This is a genomic window from Bradyrhizobium nitroreducens (genome assembly GCF_002776695.1).
GTDB classification, from domain to species: domain Bacteria; phylum Pseudomonadota; class Alphaproteobacteria; order Rhizobiales; family Xanthobacteraceae; genus Bradyrhizobium; species Bradyrhizobium nitroreducens.
The window spans coordinates 7,802,467-7,819,975 of sequence record NZ_LFJC01000003.1; the positions used below are offsets into that span (position 1 = coordinate 7,802,467).

The 17,509-nt window shown below is 65.2% G+C and carries 14 protein-coding genes; 1 reads left to right on the forward strand and 13 read right to left on the reverse strand.

The features are described 5' to 3' along the window. The 13 genes from TSA1_RS36900 to TSA1_RS36960 form a co-directional block, all read right to left on the reverse strand. Positions 1–2,516 (reverse strand): M56 family metallopeptidase (locus TSA1_RS36900; RefSeq protein ID WP_100181548.1); only part of this gene is annotated, 2,516 nt, incomplete at its 3' end. Further along, a complete protein-coding gene (locus TSA1_RS36905) occupies positions 2,513–2,905 on the reverse strand; it encodes a BlaI/MecI/CopY family transcriptional regulator (protein WP_100180614.1) in 393 nt (130 codons plus the stop codon). The genes TSA1_RS36900 and TSA1_RS36905, both read right to left, overlap by 4 nt. 355 nt (positions 2,906–3,260) lie before the next feature. Then, the gene (locus TSA1_RS36910; RefSeq protein WP_100180615.1) at positions 3,261–4,913 is read right to left on the reverse strand and encodes an NAD-dependent malic enzyme; all 1,653 of its coding nucleotides are present in this window, start codon (positions 4,911–4,913) and stop codon (positions 3,261–3,263) included. Between the two features lie 164 nt (positions 4,914–5,077). Beyond that, positions 5,078–6,070, reverse strand: a complete 993-nt coding sequence (locus TSA1_RS36915) for a tripartite tricarboxylate transporter substrate-binding protein (RefSeq protein ID WP_100180616.1) — start codon at positions 6,068–6,070, stop codon at positions 5,078–5,080. Positions 6,071–6,172: 102 nt separating this feature from the next. Continuing rightward, a complete protein-coding gene (locus TSA1_RS36920) occupies positions 6,173–8,512 on the reverse strand; it encodes a mechanosensitive ion channel domain-containing protein (protein ID WP_100181549.1) in 2,340 nt (779 codons plus the stop codon). 828 nt (positions 8,513–9,340) lie between these two features. Beyond that, positions 9,341–10,258, reverse strand: a complete 918-nt coding sequence (locus TSA1_RS36925; protein WP_100180617.1) for a polyphosphate kinase 2 family protein — start codon at positions 10,256–10,258, stop codon at positions 9,341–9,343. Next, positions 10,218–11,237 carry a branched-chain amino acid ABC transporter permease gene (locus TSA1_RS36930; protein WP_100180618.1) on the reverse strand — a complete coding sequence of 340 codons (1,020 nt, stop codon included), beginning with the start codon at positions 11,235–11,237 and terminating at the stop codon, positions 10,218–10,220. Before TSA1_RS36930 ends, TSA1_RS36925 begins: the two co-directional genes overlap by 41 nt. 11 nt (positions 11,238–11,248) lie before the next feature. Beyond that, positions 11,249–12,130, reverse strand: a complete 882-nt coding sequence (locus tag TSA1_RS36935) for a branched-chain amino acid ABC transporter permease (protein WP_100181550.1) — start codon at positions 12,128–12,130, stop codon at positions 11,249–11,251. 5 nt (positions 12,131–12,135) lie between these two features. Continuing rightward, the gene (locus TSA1_RS36940) at positions 12,136–12,840 is read right to left on the reverse strand and encodes an ABC transporter ATP-binding protein (protein ID WP_100180619.1); all 705 of its coding nucleotides are present in this window, start codon (positions 12,838–12,840) and stop codon (positions 12,136–12,138) included. After that, on the reverse strand, positions 12,840–13,610 hold the full coding sequence (locus TSA1_RS36945) for an ABC transporter ATP-binding protein (RefSeq protein WP_100181551.1): 771 nt from the start codon (positions 13,608–13,610) through the stop codon (positions 12,840–12,842). The genes TSA1_RS36940 and TSA1_RS36945 overlap by 1 nt, the downstream gene beginning before the upstream one ends. A 15-nt stretch (positions 13,611–13,625) precedes the next feature. Beyond that, positions 13,626–14,948, reverse strand: a complete 1,323-nt coding sequence (locus TSA1_RS36950; protein ID WP_100180620.1) for an ABC transporter substrate-binding protein — start codon at positions 14,946–14,948, stop codon at positions 13,626–13,628. 93 nt (positions 14,949–15,041) lie between these two features. Continuing rightward, positions 15,042–15,746, reverse strand: coding sequence for an NUDIX hydrolase (locus TSA1_RS36955; protein WP_100180621.1), 705 nt, complete (start codon positions 15,744–15,746; stop codon positions 15,042–15,044). A 29-nt stretch (positions 15,747–15,775) separates the two neighbouring features. Next, positions 15,776–16,801, reverse strand: a complete 1,026-nt coding sequence (locus TSA1_RS36960; RefSeq protein ID WP_174719245.1) for an ABC transporter substrate-binding protein — start codon at positions 16,799–16,801, stop codon at positions 15,776–15,778. 137 nt (positions 16,802–16,938) lie between these two features. Between TSA1_RS36960 and TSA1_RS36965 the strand changes: the two genes are divergently transcribed. Next, positions 16,939–17,388 carry a cupin domain-containing protein gene (locus TSA1_RS36965; protein WP_100180623.1) on the forward strand — a complete coding sequence of 150 codons (450 nt, stop codon included), beginning with the start codon at positions 16,939–16,941 and terminating at the stop codon, positions 17,386–17,388. Positions 17,389–17,509: the final 121 nt, after the last annotated feature.

The window sequence follows — 17,509 nt, forward strand, 5'->3', positions numbered from 1 at the left end:
AAATTCGGCCCGAGCGCGATCTTCGTGATCGTGTCGTTCCTGACGCCGATGCGCCATTCCGCCGAGCCGTTGGCGAACTGGGCGATGTAGATGTCGCTGTCGAGCGCGGTGACGCCGCGGAAGGAGACCGCACGCAGCGCGCCGAGACGCGCCAGGATCGCCTGGTCGAACGGCAATTGCTGACGCGTGATGTCGGCCACCTCCGGCGTCATGCGCTCATAGTCCGGCTGTCCCTTGCCGACGCCCTCGATATAGCGGCGCAGCATCTCCTCGCCATTGGCGATCGGAACGGCACGGCGCGCGGCGCGGCCCGGACGCGCGCCGATATTCGAGGCCTCGACATTGTGGAAACGGGTCTGCCGGCCCGGCATCACGATCTCCAGACACCGTCCGGACTTGTCGGCGATCATCCAGGGATTGTTCACGGTGGTCGTGGCGGCCCAGGTCATATTCGGCCTGACGATCTCAGTCTTGCGGTTGCCGTCCGCATCGAGATTGGAGACCTGGATGTCGCTGCCCATCTCGTTGTAGAGCATGATCCTGATCGGCGAGGTACCGGCGCGGCCGCGAACGCTCGCCTCTTCCGCACAAGGCACGATGCCGCCGAGCTCGTCATTGCCGTCGGCGCGGAAGAACACGTCGCCGGCCTTGCCGTCCGGCTCGATCAACAGGCGAAATTCCGCGCTGCCGTTCTCGAACTTCACACCATAGATGTCGTAGCCGCCAGGGCCGACGCCGCGGAAGAAGATCGATTCCACCGCGCCGAGCGCCACGAAGGTCGTGTGCATTTCGTCGAGATAGCGATGGACCTTGGCCGCGAGCGGCGCGCTCATGCGATCGTAGTCCGGCGTGCCGCGGCGCAAACCCTCGATGCCGAGCAGGATCATTTCCTTGCTGCCGGCCGCCGGCACCTGCTCCCTGAATCTGTCCGACACCTTGGCGAGGCGGCGCGCGAAGTCCGCCTCGATCGTCTGCGCCACTGCCGCATCGACGCGGGTCGCGAGGCGGGCACCGAAGACCGCGCTGTGCAGCAGCACGCGCGAGACCTTCGCCTCCTCGTCGCGCAGGAAGACCACCAGATGATCGCCGCGGAACGAGAAGGCGTCAGCGCCCTCGGCGAGCACCTGCGTTGCGCCCTGCCCGGTCTCCTGCAACGAGAGACGGTCGCCGTCGCGGCGTACGGTGAGCACGCGGTTCGGCGCCAGCCTGTACCAGCCGACATACTGATCGAGCGGCGCGGACTCCGCTGCCGCGGCCGGCATCTCGGCGACACGAACCGCGCGCACATCGCGGCCGTTCATGCGCAGCGTCAGCCCGGAGGAGCGGCGTTCCGCATCGAGCGCGAAGGTGATCTCGCCGGAGGGGGCCGGGTAGGACGCCGTGCCGTCCTTTGCGACCGTCAGCGGCAACCGACGCTGGCCGGTGAGCTGGCCGTAGAGGTCGTCGCCCTCGCGGAAGATGGCGAACACCGAGCTCGGACCCATGGCGTAGAAATTGACGAACGGGCGGTAATGCTGGGCCGGCACTTCGCCAGTATCCACGGCGACAGGTGCCATCTCCGGCGTGCGATAGGCGATCATGCCGGCGGACACGATCACGGCCGGTGCGATCGTGGCCACGATCCAGAACCGCTTGCGCCAGCTGACCGCGACGGGCATGGCGGCCGCCGCGACGATGCGCTCGACGCGGGCACGCACGGTCGAGGCCCGCGCCATCGCGAGCTCGACCGGCCTTGGCTTCACCGTGCTGGCGAAATCGAGCAGGATTTCCGCGTAAGACAGCCGGTCGTCGATCACCTCGACCGCCTCGGCGTCGCTGATGATCTCGGCGAGCTCGGCGAGGCGGGCGAGCTGCCACCATGAAAACGGGCTGAACCAGAACACCGCGCGGTTGAGCGATGCCAGCAGGAGGACGTAGAAATCGCGATTGGCGACATGCGCGCCCTCATGCGCGAGCACCGCAAGGCGCTTCTTGGCATCCCAAGCGGAGAACTGCGGCGGCACCAGAATGGTCGAGCCGAAGGTGACGGGACCGCCGATGTCGCGGCTGACGCGCACGTCGGTGCCGGTCATCGCAACGCCGGCGACCGGCGTTGCCGCCCGCGCCAGCCGCCAGGTCAGGCACAGACCGATCGCGAGCCGCAGCAGCAGCAGGCCGGCGACGCCGGCATAGACGATGGTCGCGACCGGCCACCAATTGATCGACAGCCCGCGCCTCGCAACCTGCGGCGCGGCATCGATGCCGGGCGCGACCGGCAGCGCCGGCTGCGGCATCTCCAGCATCGAGAGCTCGGCCGGCAGGACATCATCCGGCACGGCGACCGGCAAAGGCAGACGGCTGATCGTGAGCGTCGGCCAATGCATCACGAACGGCATCGCCAGCGACGCCAGCAGCACGACGACCCAGGCCGTCATGTGAACGTGCGGATTGCGCACGCGAAACAGGTTGAGACCGAACCAGACGACGCCTCCCAGCACAAGGGAGCGCAGTGCCGCCTCCGCCAGAGTTGCGATCATTCTTTCTTCACTCCCCTCGCTTTCTTCGCCTTGGCCACCTGGTCGGCCAGCGTCCGCAATTGCTGCTGGTCGAGCATCTTGTTGTCGACCATGCCGACCAGGACTTCCTCGATCGAGCCGTTGCAGAACCAGTCGACGATACGCTGCACCGCCTTGGCCGCCACCTTCGCCCGCTCTTCGGCGGCGCGATAGACATAGGTGCGACCGTCCACGGTGTGGTTCGCGTAGCCCTTTTCCTCCAGCCTCCGCAGCACGGTGCGGACCGTCGATTCCTTCAGCCGCCGCGACAGACGTTCACGCACGATCTCGGCCGTGACGGGACCATGGGCCCAAACCAATTGCATGACCTCACGCTCGAGGTCGCCCAGTTCGGGCAAACGATCGTCCATGGCATCTGACCTTGCGGCTTGAGTTCTTCTTGTAACGCTACAGACTGTCGCATATAGGGCCGCGCGAGACAATGGCGATTCTACTTGGGATGGTGGCGGCGGCTTGAGCTAACGCGGATCCATCAGACACACTCTACGAGTCGGATGGACTCTTGATCTGACTGGCGGGGTGTCCTGCCCCTCACCCGGATTGCGCCGGACGATGCTACGCATCGCCGGGGGCAATCCGACCTCTCCCCGCAAAGAGCGGGGAGAGGTTAGGAAGGCACGCTCTCTCACTCCCTCGCCCCGTTCTTACGGGGAGAGGGTGGGGTGAGGAGCTCTGTCCACGGCTTCGGCTCGAAGGGGTGAAGCCTCAGTAGTGCGGCTCGTACATCTGGGACTGAACCAGTGCCTTGACGTCGTTGGGTGCGGGTCCATCCGCGAGTCCGCGCTGAAAGGCGACGTCCGCGACGGCCGCGGCGATGCGGACCGAGACCTCGCGGATGCGCGGCAGGGACGGATAGAGACTGCCTTGCGCGAGGTCGTCCTTGCCGACGCAATCGGCGAGCGTATGGGCCGCCGCCATGAACATCTCGTCCGTCACCAGCTTCGAGCCGCTGGCGATGACGCCGAGGCCGACGCCGGGGAAGATGTAGGAGTTGTTGCCCTGGCGCGGCACGAAGCTGCGGCCGTTCAGCGTCACCGGATCATAGGGGCTGCCGCAGGCGAACAGCGCGCGGCCCTCGGTGTAGCGATAGGCGTCCTCGGCCGAGCATTCCGCCTTCGAGGTCGGGTTGGAGAGCGCGAACACGATCGGCTGCTCGTTGAGCTCGGCCATCGTCTTGAGCACCTCGGGCGTGAAGGCGCCGCCGACCGCGGCAACGCCGATGATCGCCGTCGGCTTCAGCGTCCTGATCGCGGTGAGGAAGTCGGCGATCGGCGCCTGGTCGGCATGGGCGTAGCGGAGCTTGTGGCCGTGGAGACCTTGGCGGCCGCCGACGACGAGGCCCCGGGAATCCACCAGCCAGTTGCGCCGGAGCGCGTCCGCCTCGCTTACGCCCTCCGCCATCATCGCGGACACCACGAGATCGGCGATGCCTGTGGCCGCCTCGCCTGCCCCCAGGAACAGGATCTTCTGATCCTTCAGCTTGCCGCCGTTGACACGGAGCGCCGAGAACAGGCCGGCAAGCGCCACCGCCGCGGTGCCCTGAATGTCGTCGTTGAAGACGCAGGCCTCGTCGCGATATTTATGCAGCAGCTTGAACGCGGAATGATTGGCGAAATCCTCGAACTGGATCAGCACGCCGGGAAAGGTCTTTCGCGCGGCTTGCATGAATTCGTCGACGAAGCTGTCATAGGCTTCGCCCGTCAGCCGCCGCTCGCGCAGGCCGAGATAATAGGGATCGTTCAGGAGCTCGTCGTTGTTGGTGCCGACGTCGAGGACAACAGGCAGGCACGCTTCCGGATGCACGCCGGCGCAGGCCGAATAGAGCGACAGCTTGCCGACGGGAATACCCATGCCGTTGGCGCCGAGATCGCCAAGTCCCAGAATGCGCTCGCCGTCGGTGACGACGATCAGCTTGGCCTGATAGGGCCAGTTCTTCAAGAGTTCGGCGATCTGGCCGCGGTCGCGCGAGGAGATGAACATGCCGCGCGGCCGCTGGAAGATCAGGCCGTATTTCTGGCAGGCGAGCCCGACCGTCGGCGTGTAGATGATCGGCTGGATCTCGTCGATATTGTCGACGACGACGCGGAAGAACAGCGCCTCGTTGCGATCATGCAGCGCGTTCAGCGCGACATATTTCTCAAGGTCCGTGGGCAACGTGCGCAGATTGGTGAGGACGCGCTGAGCCTGCGTCTCCATCGTCAGCACGCAAGGCGGCAGGAGGCCGCGCAGCCCGAGTGCGGCGCGCTCGGATTCCGTGAAGGCGGTGCCCTTGTTGAGCAGGGGATCGCGCAGCAGCGCCATGCCTTGCGGCGGATTGGACGAGGTCGATTGGGCAACGACCCGGGCAGGTCTATTCACGAATTCCCCCAAAGAAGCTTCACATTGAACCGCGCGTATTGTCGGCCAGTGCTCCATCGAGATCAAGGACGTAGACACTGAGGCGCCGATTGTGATCTCGCACCGCAGCGAGACTTGCGCGAACGCCTGGCAGTCGCGCGAGCCGCAAAGGTTAACGCGGCGAACTACTCCGGCTTGATGTTGGCTGCCTTCACGATCGGCCACCATTTGTCGGTCTCGGCCTTCTGGAAAGCGGCGAGCGCTGCGGGTGTCTGCTGGTCGGGCAGCGGTATCTCTTGCCCCAGTTCGGCAAAGCGCTGCTTGACTGCGGCATCGGCTAGCACGGCGACGATCGCCGCGTTGATCCTGCCGACGATCTCCTTCGGAGTGTTCTTCGGTGCCCAGATGCCGTGCCAATAGGAAATATAAAGTCCCGGCAAACCTGCTTCGTCGACGGTCGGAACGTCGGGCGCAGACGCGAGCCGCGTCGGCGAGGTCACGGCGAAGGCCTTGATCGCACCGCTCTTGACGTGCGGCAGCGAGTTCGAAGCCTGGTCGAACATGATGTCGATCTGCCCGGCGACGAGATCGATCATCGCGGGCCCTGCACCGCGATAAGGCACGAACTGGAAATCGGTGCCGGTCTTGTCCTTGAAGAAGACGCCCGCCACATGCGCGCCCGTGCCGGCGCCGGCCGTCCCGGCGGTGGCCTTGCCGGGATTGGCCTTCAGCCAGGCGATCATCTCCTTCAGATTGCCCGCCTCGAGCGACTTCCTGCCGACGATGAGCTGCGTTCCCATCGCGATCATCGCGACGGGCTCGAAATCGGTGACCACGTCATAAGGCAGCTTGAAGATCGCGCCGTTCAGCACATGGGTGCCCCAATGGCCGATCGTGATCGTGGTACCGTCGGGTGCCGCACGTGCGACGCGGGCACCGGCAATGCTGCCGGAAGCCCCGGCCACGTTCTCGACCACGACCGTGGTGTGCAGCTCGGCGGCGATCCGCTCCGACAGGATCCGTGCCAAGGTGTCGGTCGGGCCGCCGGCCGCGAACGGTACGATGAGGGTGACGGGGCGCGATGACTGGGCGCTCGCCGGTGCACACCACATCGCGCAACCGATCAACGCGCCAACGACGACCACATGATCGCGCAACACAGCCCGCAGCCCCCGCATCAGCCTCTCCCACCCTTTTTGCCGCCCGCATGTCGTCAGCGGGCTGGAGGGTGAGTGAACGCTGCCAGGCTGGCCGAGGCAAGCGGGAAGTTGATTGCGCTTCTATCCGGCCGCGCGCCGCGGCGTCAGGTTGGCGGCGCCATCGGCCGGCGGCGCGATATGCATCAGGATGGTCTGGGTGGCGGATGCGACATTGATGCCGTGCTGCTGGAAGCGCAGCTTCATGCGGCGGTTGAATTCGCGCTGGACCGGCCAGCGTCCGGCTTCGGTGCAGCGGATCTGGCCGACGATCGACACCATCGCGCCGTCGACCTTGTCGATGCCCCAGAGATCGAGGTCGCCGCGGATCAGCGCGCGGAAATCCGGCTCGCGGCGCATCTCCTCGACGATGTCCTTGAGGATCTGGCCGGCGCGGTCGGTGTCTTCCTTGTAGGCCACGTTGACGCTGACTGAGGCGTTGCCGGCGCCGCGGCTGGCATTGGTGATGGTCGTGACCGCGCTGAACGGTACGATGTGCACGGCGCCGTCGCCGGCGCGCAGGCGGATGGTGCGGATCGAAACGTTCTCGACCACCCCGGACAGTCCCGAGACGCTGACATTGTCGCCGACCTGCACCGTATTCTCCAGCAGCAGGAACAGGCCGGTGATGAGATCTTGCACCAGCTTCTGCGAGCCGAAGCCGATGGCGATGCCGACAATGCCGGCGCCCGCGAGCAGCGGCGCAACGTTGACGCCGATCTCGCTGAGCGCGGTGAGGCCGACGATCGTGGCGATCAGGCAGAGCAGCGCGGTGCGCAGCATCGGCTGGAAGGTGCGCAGGCGCGCGGCGCGGGCGTAGTGCCCGTCGCGCGACAGCGTGTTGATCTGGCGGTCCAGCAGCGCATTGCTGGCCTCCCAGATTGCCGCTGCGATGAACACGGCGAGGCCGATGGTCACCACGGCCGAGATCAGCCGGCTGCCGATCTGGCCGCCATAGAACCAGACGATGGCATCCACGCCCCAGACCTCGAGCACGGCCACGAAGCCGATGAAGGCGATCACGCCGGAGACGGTCTTGCGCAATAGCGGCAGATAGCGGTTGGCACGGATCTCCAGGCCCGGAAAGCGTTGGAGGATCTCCGGCTTGATCCGGAAGCCGCGGTCGATCAGGCCCAGCGTCACCATGATGGCGACGCGCGTGATCAGCGCGACGGCGATGGTGCCGACGAAATATTGCAGCAGCAGCGAATAGCCGTTGCGGATGTTGAGCGCCCACACCGCCCACAGCGCAAGATCGAGCGCGATGGCGAGATAATGCCAGCCGCCGGCGATGCGATCGCGCAGACGCGCCGCGATGCCCTGCCGCTCGGCCGGCGCGCGGATGGCCTCAGCCACCTGCCGGCGGCATTGCAGGATGATGACGACGACGAAGAGGTGCACGACCAGCATCACCATGCGCAGCAACGCGGCATAGCCGGCGCGGTGCAGGCCGAGCAGCAGCGCCACATTGGCGAAGGCGATGCCGGTGACGCCGACGCCGACGATGCGGCGCGCCCAGATCTCGACATAGGCCGCGGTCTCGGCGCGGACCGGAAACAGACCGAACGGCCCCGCCAGCGCCCGAACCACGCAAATGAGCCCGCGCGAGAACGCATAGGCGTTGACGACCGCAAGGATGACGAGTCGAACGGTGGTGGGCTGGCCGATCTCCGTGCCCAGCAGCGCCGTCGCGACGCCCACGAAGAGAAGTACGGGAAGCAATTCGAGGACGAGACGGCCGAGCACGTAGGGCAGCCGCAGCATGACCTGCCAGACGCGCGCGAGGCTGTGGCGGCGCTTGCTCAGCTCGGGTGCGGGGGTGACGTCGGCAACCGACGACGGCGGATCGGCAATCGGCAACACCTGCGCCGGCAGATGCGCGGTTTGCGGCACGCGTCCCTCCAGGAACGCAACCGGGCGACGGATCAGGCGGAACAGCACCCACTCGGCCGCGAGCGCGCAACCGACCACCAATGCGAGCTTCCAGGCGATCTCGATCAGAAGGTTATAGGCTGCAGGATCGTTCGCAGTCCGCACGATCCAGTAATAGAACGCCGGGAAATGCGTGATCGTCCGCGCCACGCTTGCGATCTGGCTCGATATGTCGCCGATCTCCTCGGACACCGTGAGCAGGAGCTGCGCACCGAGACCGTCGGCGGAGAGCGGGATTGGCGACTTCTGCTCGGGCGCGGGCGGCGCTGGCTGCTGCGGCCCGGACGCATTGGCGATCGCGCGCAGCGTGTCGATCATCTGCACGCGCTTCTTGTCGTCCTGGAGCGTGTCCAGCGCGCGCCTGGCTTCATCAGCCGACAACACAGCCGCATTGTTCGTCGTCGGCCGGGGCGGCTCGGCGCGGACGCCGGAGAGAGACGAGATTGCGAGGAAGAGAGCGGCAATGAAAGCCGAGGCAAGCTTATGCGACACGAGGATTCCCTGAAACAAAATTGCATACGCCGGCGGCGTCGAGACACCGCCGAAGCGCATGCGTCATGTCGGATGGCCGCTATTCGCCCGGAGCCTGTGTCGGAAGTTGGCCTCCGAGACGACATTCTCTTGGCATTTGCCGCAATGCGAAGATTGGGGAACCCGCGAGATCGGAGCTCCGTTGCCTGCAATCTTGCTGCGGCCATCCTTCGACACGCCCGCTTTCGCGGGCTCCTCAGGATGAGGACGGAGTGCTCGGCAACAGTTTCCAGCAAGCACCGAGCCGATAAGCCCCATCCTGAGAAGCGCACTCATGCGCGCGTCTCGAAGGACGGGGTATGCGCTCAGGCCGTCACCGCGAGCGACATGCGGTCACGTCCGTCGTTCCGGGCGTCGGCCCGGAACGACGGCGTGGAGGAAGGAGGAGGAGGAAACGGAGATGTTAAAATGCCATCGGCGCGGCGGCCTCATCACGGCCGTCCGACACGATCGATGTGATGCAAAATACAGCGCCGGGAAGGTAGGGGCTTTGCCTCACTGATGGAGCCCACTAAACCTTGACCCGGCGTGCCGTTCGCGGTTTCTGCCGCTATGCGATAGTCCGAACGAGCTCCATCGCACTTAACGCGGCTGGATTTGCGGAGGTGGTGTCATAGACCTCCCCTTGCTCTCGAGGTGGACGTTGCGCGTCGCTTGTTTGCGACCGCGACTATGCTCCTCCTGTGACACAAAACTGTCAAGCGGGATCAATCGGGCGAGCGATCACAATTGGACGCGGCAGTTCCGCGGAGCGGCTGCGCGCCGCGCCATGTCGGCGCGCGCGGCGCCTTACCGCTTCCCCTTCCCCTCCTTCTCCAGCGCCTTGCGCACCTGCTCGAATTCCTCCCGCGAGGCCTTGTCGGCGCGGGGAAAGCGCAGGTCCAGCTTTTCGAGCGCAGCATTGATCACCGAGCCGATCACCACACGCGCGAACCATTTGTGGTCGGCGGGCACGACATACCACGGCGCGTGGGACGTGGCGGTGTGCCGGACGATGTCCTGGTAGACCGCCTGGTAGCGCGGCCACAGCGCACGCTCCTTGATGTCGTCCATCGAGAATTTCCACTGCTTGGACGGGTCCTCCAGCCGATCGAGGAAGCGCTCGCGCTGCTCGTCCTTGGAGACGTTGAGGAAGAATTTCAGCACCACGGTGCCGTTGCGGCAGAGGTAGCGCTCGAAGGCCGAGATGTCCTCGAACCGATCCTTCCAGATGCTCTTGGTCACGAGCTTTTGCGGAAGCTTCTCCTTGGCGAGGAGCTCCGGGTGCACGCGCGTCACCAGGCATTCCTCGTAGTGGGAGCGGTTGAAGATGCCGATATGGCCGCGCTCGGGCAGCGCGATCACGTGGCGCCAGAGGAAATCGTGGTCGAGCTCCTTGCTGCTCGGCGCCTTGAAGGCATGGACCTCACAGCCCTGCGGATTGATGCCTTCGAAGATCGCCTTGATCGCACTGTCCTTGCCGCCGGCATCCATGGCCTGGAACACGATCAGCAGCGACCAGCGGTCCTGGGCGTAGAGCTTCTCCTGGAATTCGGTCAGCCGCTTCTTGTTGGCCTCGAGAAGCGCCAGCGCCTTCTCCTTGTCGAGATCGCCCTTCTCGTCGGTCTTGTGCGCCTTGAGATGAAACTTGCCCGACCCATCGTAGCGGAATGGCGTGATGTAGCGGTCAAGCTCCTGGGCGAGCGACTGGGACGGCTTCTTGTTCATGAGCGCGGGGAACCTTGCGTTGCGGCTTCAATCGGTCGAGCACGCTACCAAGGATACCCTTGGGAAGGAATATGATGAAAAGCACGAGCAGCACGCCATAGACGAGGTTGTCCCAGCCGACCGCCTTGGTGCCGAAGCCGATGCGCAGGGTTTCCGCGAGCAGAATGGTGATCACCGCCCCGAAGGTCGGGCCGAGCGAAACGAACAGCCCGCCGACGATGGCCGCGAACACCATCTGCAGCGACACCGCGATGCCGCTGACCGTGTCGGGCGTGATGAACATCTGGTACTGGCAGTAGATGGCGCCGGCGAGCGCCGTCATCAGCGCGCTGAGCAGCGTGATCTTCAGCTTCTCGGCGGTCACGTCGACGCCGGCGGCCGCCGCGGCGTCCTCGTCCTCCGAGATCGCTTCCAGCGCATAGCGGGCCATGCTGCGGTCGACCCAGTGCCAGACCACGATGCCGAACAGCCAGACCCCGAGCGCGATCAGGTACCAGGTGGTCTTGTCGTCGAATTGCAGCGCCAGCAGCTTGTTGCCGGAGGCCCGGTTCGGCGTATAGCCCAGCGAGCCGCCGGTATAGTCGCGCGTCGCGGTGATGACCTGGAGCACGATGCCTGACAGCGCCAGCGTCACCAGCACGAAATAGTGCCCGGTGATGCGGAAGCGGAAGCAGGGATAGCCGACGATCAGCGCCAGCGCGCCCGCCGCGACCATGCTGACGGGAATGCCGATCCAGGGCGACACGCCGAGGTGGTTCCAGAGCAGCGCGGTGACATAGGCGCCGATCCCCATGAAGCCGCCATGCCCGAGCGAGACCAGACCGAACCGCCCCATCATCGACCAGGACGTGTAGGCGAACGACCAGATCAGGATCAGCACCAGGATGTGCAGATGATAGGGATCACGGTAGACGAAGGGCAGCGCGACCAGCGCCGCCAGCCCGATCCCCCATGCTGCAAGCCGCCCTTGCCCGATCATCCCTTGCCCCATCATCGGCGCCTCGAAAGCAAGCCCGCGGGCCGGATGAACATCATGACGATGAAGAAGGCGAAGGCGAGCACGTAGCCCCATTCCAGGTCGGAGAACAGGCCGCCGAGCGAGATGATCTCGGCGAACACGAAGGCGGCAATGAAGCCGCCGATGAAATTGCCGAGGCCCCCGAGCACGCAGATCAGGAAGGTGATCGGCCCGAAGGAGAGGCCGACGAAGGGATGCACGTCGTATTGCAGCACCAGCAGGCAGGCGGCGAGCCCCGCCAACCCACCGCCGATTGCAGAGGTGATGAGATAGATCCGCTTTGTGTCGACGCCCATCAGCGCCATGATCTGCCGATCCTGCGAGATGGCGCGGATCGCGGTGCCGGTGAAGGTGCGCGTCATGAACAGATAGACCGCGACCATGCCGACCAGCGCGGCCAAGAATGACAAGAGCCGCGCGTAGCTGAAGTTCATGTCGCCGAAGGCGAGCACCGGCAGGCGGATGCCGAGATTGCGGAAGTCGATGCCGAAGGCGACGGTGGCAAAGCTCTGCAGCACGAACAGAACTCCGCCGGTCGCGAGCAGCTGGTTGATCGGCGGCGCGTTCAGGAGCGGCGCGATCACGAGGTAATGCAGCGCCGCACCGAGCATCGCGACCAGCAGGATGGTGAGAGGCGCCGCAATGAAATAGTTGATGCCGAAGTACTGCACCATGAAGTACATGCCATACATGCCGATCATCACGAGCTCGGCGTAGCAGATCCAGGTGACGTCGATGACGCCGAAGATCAGGTTGAGCCCGAGCGCGAGCAGCGCCAGCACGCCGCCGAGCAGGATGCCGTTGATGACGGCCTCCAGCAGGTAGATGTCGAAAATGTCCAGGAACGCCTGCATGAACATCACACCCCGAGGTAAGCTTCCTTGACCGTGTCGCTCGCCAGCATCTCGGCCGAGGTGCCGGATGCGCGGATGGTGCCGGCCTCGATCAGATAGGCGCGGTCGACCACCTTCAGCACCTGCTGCACGTTCTGCTCGACGATCAGCACGGTCAGCCCGCTGGCCCGGATCCGCTTCACCAGCTCGAACACCTGCTGCACCACGACCGGCGCGAGTCCGGCCGACGGCTCGTCGAGCAGCAGCAGCTTTGGATTGGACATCAGCGCGCGGCCGATCGCGCACATCTGCTGCTCGCCGCCCGACATGGTGCCGGCCATCTGGTGGCGCCGCTCCTTCAGGCGCGGAAAGAGGTCGAACACCACCTCGAGCCGCTCGGCATAGTGGTCCCTCGCCTCCTTCATGAAAGCGCCCATCTTGAGATTGTCGTCGACCGTAAGCTGCGGAAAGAGCCGCCGGTTCTCCGGCACATGGGCAATGCCGAGGCTGACGATCTTGTGCGCCGGTGTCGCGACGACGTCGATGCCTTCCATCTTGATCGCGCCGCGCGAGGGCCGGATCAGGCCGGAGATGACGCGCATGAGGGTGGTCTTGCCGGCGCCGTTGGGGCCGATGACGCCGACGGCCTCGCCGGCCTTGACGTCGAGAGCGACGTCGAACAGCGCCTGGAAGGTGCCGTAGCCGGCATTGACGCCGCGGAGCTCCAGCATCACGCGCCTCCCGCGCGGCGGCGCGCCTCGGCGGCCGCGGCCTGCGTGGTCTCGGCATCGGTGCCGAGATAGACCTCGATGACGCGCGGATCGCCCGCCACCATGCTTGGCAGGCCTTCCGAGATCTTCTCGCCGTGGTCCAGCACCATGACGCGATCGACGACGCGCATCAACACGCCCATGATATGCTCGACCCAGATGATGGTGATGCCGAGCTCGTCACGGATGTTGCGCAGCATGTCGGCGGCCTGGCCCATCTCGGCTTCGTCGAGACCGCCGAGACTCTCGTCCGCGAGCAGCAGCTTCGGTGACGTCGCAAGCGCCTTGGCGAGCTCGAGCTTCTTCAGCCCCGCCGCGCCGAGACCATCGACGCTGGCGTGGCGATCGGTCGGCAGGCCGACCATGGCGAGCGAGCGCTCGGCCGCCTCCTCGGCCTTGACGCGGCTGTGGCGACCCTGGCCATAGAAGCCGGCCAGCGCGACATTCTCGAAGATGGTCAGACGGCGGAAAGGGCGCGGGATCTGGAAGGTGCGGCCGATGCCGCTGTTGATGATCCGGTGCGGCGCAAGGCCCGCGATCTCGGAGCCGGCGAACAGGATCGAGCCTGACGTCGGCGCCAGCGTGCCGGAGAGCATGTTGAAGATCGTGCTCTTGCCCGAGCCGTTGGGGCCGATCAGGCCGAGGATCTCGCCCTGATCGACTTTGAACGACACGTTGTTGACGGCGGTGAAGCCGCCGAACCGCTTCACCAGCCCGCTGACTTCCAGCACCAAGGCCCTCCGCCGCTACTGGTTGCTGTAGGTGGTGCCCTTCGGCAGCGGCAGCACGGCCTCGCGCTGCGCCTGGCTCTTCGGCCACACCACGTGGGACTTGTCCTCGAGATACTGGATCACGACGGGGAACGAGCGTTCGTTCTGCCCGGCCATGGGCGTGCCCTCGCCGTAGAACTTCACGCCGAAGCCGAGCATGGTGCCGCCTTCGGGGATGTCGGTGTCGAGCGCCGCCTTGCGCAGCGCGTCGGGATCGACGCCGCCGTATTTCTTGATCGCCCGCGGCAGCACATCCGCCATGAACACGTAGGTGTTGGACGCCCCGATGCCGACATGGGCGGAACGGATGGCGACGCCCGGCTTGATCTTGTCGAACTCCTCGCCGACCATCTTGATGACGGCCGGGAGCTTCGGATCCATGGTCTTCTGGTTGGCGAGCCAGATCGAGATCGGGTCGGTGTTGAAGATATAGGTGGCGTCGGCCCCCATGCCTTCCTTCAGCTTCTCATAGACGCCATAGCCTGCGCCGTGCCCCATCAGCGCCCCGAACTTCAGGCCCTGCTCGCGGGCCTGGCGGAGCAGCAGCGTGATGTCCGGATTGTAGCCGGTGTGGAAGATGACGTCGGGCTTGGCGCGCTTGAGCTTGGTCACCAGCGCGGAGAGATCCGGCGCAGTCGCCGAATAGCCCTCCTTGAGCACGACGTTGAAGCCGGCCTTCTTGGCACCGACCTCGTTGCCTCTTGATACGTCGACGCCATAGGCGCCGTCCTCGTGGATGATGGCGACGCGCAGATCCTTCGGCTCCTTGCCGAACTTCCCCTTGGCGTTCTGTGCGATGAAATCCATCGTCATCATGCCGAACTGGTCGCCGCTCGCCTGCGGGCGGAAGACGTATTTGTAGCCCTTCTCGTTGAACACGGCCGACGAGATGCAGGTCGTCATCCACATGAACTTCTTGAGCTGCTCGACGCGGGCGGCGACCGGCACGCACTGCGCCGAGGAGAAGAAGCCGAGCACCATGTCGACCTTCTCCTGCTCCAGCAGGCGGACGGATTCGTTGATGGCGATGTCGGGCTTGCTTTGCGCGTCGGCATAGACCGCCTCGATCTTGTAGCCCTCGACGCCGGTCTTGGCAAAATGGTCGAGGATGATCTTGGTGCCGACATAGTTGAGCTCGGAGCCGCCGCCGGCCAGAGGTCCGGTCAAATCAAAGACGACGCCGATCTTGATCTTCTTGTCCTGAGGTCTGTCCTGGGCTTTGGCGGACACCGCCAAGCCCGTCGCCGATATCGCGACCAACAGCCCACGTACCAAACGGGCAGCCATGCGCAGGCGCATCAAAACCTCCCTGGACGATTGTGCATTGCATTCGTCTTGATCTTGCTTGCCCCCATCACATGGGCAGAGCGCAGCGATGTCAAGCCTCGCGCGTCAGCGCGAGGCGAACTGCTGCTCGACGAAGGCCGTGACAAATCGCGGCATGGTCGGCCTGAGGTCACTCATCCCGCGCACGAGATGGATGGCCGACAATTCGGGCTCGTCCTCGCGGGCGAGGTTGGCTTCGATCCGGGCGCGCGCCTCCTCGCCGGACATATCCAGGTTGAGCACCTGCATCATCGCAATCGTGGGCCCGCTGACGATGCAATGCCAGTCCGGCTCGGCCTGAAAATCCGCCGCCGTCAGGCCGGTCTCCTCCTCGAGCTCGCGGACGACGCTGCCGGGAATGTCCAGCGTGCCGTCCCGGACGTCGTCGAGATCGGGGGTGCCCGACGGGAAATAGATGCGGCCCGCGTTGGCGGTGTGCTGCGCCATCTCGCCCATCACGAAAGCGCCGTCGGACGTGCGCAGCGCACCCATGCCAAAACCGTTGAACACGGCGGGGCCGGGAAAGCCCCAGTCGCGCCAGGCAAGGAAGCTTGCGAAATCGGTCTCGAAATAGGTCGAGGTGAAATGGCCGCCCGCGAACACGGGATCTCGCCCGAGCAGGACGCGGCCGTTCCAGATCTTCGGCCGCTCGCGCTGCTTCTCGGCGAAATGCGCCGCGATCTCGTCGCGACGCTCCTGGGCGAACGGCCAGTCGATCGGCCGCACGGCAAGATCAAGCGTCGTGACGCGATGAATGATGGGTGTCGTCATGAGGGACGGTTACCACATCTTCGCGTCAGCTATTTGGCATTCCCCGTCGTCTTCTTGGCCTGCTCGACGAACGTGTTGGTGAAGGTCTTGCTGACGTCGATCTTGGCGTTGGCCACCTCGGGCGAGCCGACGCTGAACACCGCGAGCACGGCGTCCGCGCCCTTCGGGTCCATCTTGCCGGTCTCCGAGTACATCGGGATCGTGTTCTTCAGCGCAGCGAGATAGAGGTCCTTGTTCTTGCCGACCGTCTCCTCCGGCATCTTCGCCATGATCTCCTCAGGGCTGTGCGAATGGATCCAGGCGAGCGTGGCGAGGATCGCGTTGGTCAGCGCCTGCGTCTCCTTCTCGTGCTTGGCAACCCAGGCCGCGGTCGAATACAGCGCGCCACCCGGATATTCGCCGCCGAAGGTCTCGAGCGTGTCCTTTTGCGTGCGGGTGTCGGAGAGGATGCGCAGATCCTTGTGGCTGCCCTGCAGCACGGTCACGGAGGGATCGAGCATCACGGCGGCGTCGATCTGGCCCTGCTCCATCGCGGCGACCGCGGTGGCGCCGAGGCCGACGCCGATCACGGCGGCGCTGGTGGGATCGACCCCGTTCTTCTTCAGCATGTATTTCAGGAAGAAGTCGGTGGAGGAACCGGGCGCGCTGACGCCGACCTTCTTGCCGGCGAGGTCCTTGACCGACTTGATGTCGTTGGTGCGCGCGGGCGCGACCACCAGCACGAGGCCGGGATAGCGGTCATAGACCACGAAGGACTGCAGCTCCTGCTTCTTGGCGGCCAGGTTGACGCAATGGTCGAAATAGCCGGAGACCACGTCGGCGCTGCCGCCGAGCACGGCTTTCAGCGCGTCCGAGCCGCCCTTGAGGTCCACGAGTTCGACATTGAGGCCGGCCTTGTCGTATTCACCGAGCTGCTTGGCCAGCACCGTGGGCAAATAGCACAGGCAGGAGCCGCCGCCGACCGCGATGGTGACCTTGCTTTGCGCCGCGGCAAAACCGGTGGTGAGCGTCAGCGCGAGCAGCGCACCGGCGAGCCTGGCAATCGTGTTCTTCATTGGTTTCCTCCGTTCGGCCGGCGGCACCATAGAGCAGCCCGGCTGGCTTGAGAAGCACTGCCGGAGGCACTGGCCATCGGCCATTCGGCGCAATAGCATGTCCAGACAAGAACAATTCTCGATGGGGAGGATCATCCATGAATCGTATTACAGCCGGGCTGTCGATTACGGCCGCCTTCATCGCCGGATGCGGCGCAACCTACCTGCTCGGTCCGGCGCTTGCCGCCGAGAGCATCACCGCACAGATCATCCATACCGGTGAAATGGAAGGCGACGCGCTGGGCCCCGCCAACAAGGTCGGCTACCGCTCCAAGACGTTCATGACCGCCGACGGCGCCACCGTGTCGATCCAGGTCGGCAATGTGCCCAAGCACCTGCATCCCAACACCAACGAGATCCAGTACATCCTCGACGGCACCGGAACGATCTGGCTCGGCGACAAGGAAGTCACGGTCAAGCCGGGTGACCTCGTCATCATCCCGAAGGGCACGCCGCATGGCGGCACCAAGCCGATCTCGGGCCAGGTCAAGGCGATCGCGATCAAGACGCCGCCGCAGGCGCCCGACGACGTCAAGCTGCTGGATTGAGGCCGAAAGCCGGGCCTGGTCGAATGACCGGGCCCGCACGGCCGTGCGGGCCCGTTTCGTCCATCCTGGTGCTAGAGCCCTTTCCCGTTCCGATGGAATCGAAACGGAGCTCTAGATTCTT

Excerpts from the sequence above, each read along its gene's own strand:
- TSA1_RS36905 (WP_100180614.1), bottom strand. The coding sequence starts at position 2,905 with ATGGACGATCGTTTGCCCGAACTGGGCGACCTCGAGCGTGAGGTCATG.
- TSA1_RS36915 (WP_100180616.1), bottom strand. The coding sequence starts at position 6,070 with ATGCGGGGGCTGCGGGCTGTGTTGCGCGATCATGTGGTCGTCGTTGGC.
- TSA1_RS36925 (WP_100180617.1), bottom strand. The coding sequence starts at position 10,258 with ATGAACAAGAAGCCGTCCCAGTCGCTCGCCCAGGAGCTTGACCGCTAC.
- TSA1_RS36930 (WP_100180618.1), bottom strand. The coding sequence starts at position 11,237 with ATGATCGGGCAAGGGCGGCTTGCAGCATGGGGGATCGGGCTGGCGGCG.
- TSA1_RS36935 (WP_100181550.1), bottom strand. The coding sequence starts at position 12,130 with ATGCAGGCGTTCCTGGACATTTTCGACATCTACCTGCTGGAGGCCGTC.
- TSA1_RS36940 (WP_100180619.1), bottom strand. The coding sequence starts at position 12,840 with ATGCTGGAGCTCCGCGGCGTCAATGCCGGCTACGGCACCTTCCAGGCG.
- TSA1_RS36950 (WP_100180620.1), bottom strand. The coding sequence starts at position 14,948 with ATGCGCCTGCGCATGGCTGCCCGTTTGGTACGTGGGCTGTTGGTCGCG.
- TSA1_RS36955 (WP_100180621.1), bottom strand. The coding sequence starts at position 15,746 with ATGACGACACCCATCATTCATCGCGTCACGACGCTTGATCTTGCCGTG.
- TSA1_RS36960 (WP_174719245.1), bottom strand. The coding sequence starts at position 16,801 with ATGAAGAACACGATTGCCAGGCTCGCCGGTGCGCTGCTCGCGCTGACG.
- TSA1_RS36965 (WP_100180623.1), top strand. The coding sequence starts at position 16,939 with ATGAATCGTATTACAGCCGGGCTGTCGATTACGGCCGCCTTCATCGCC.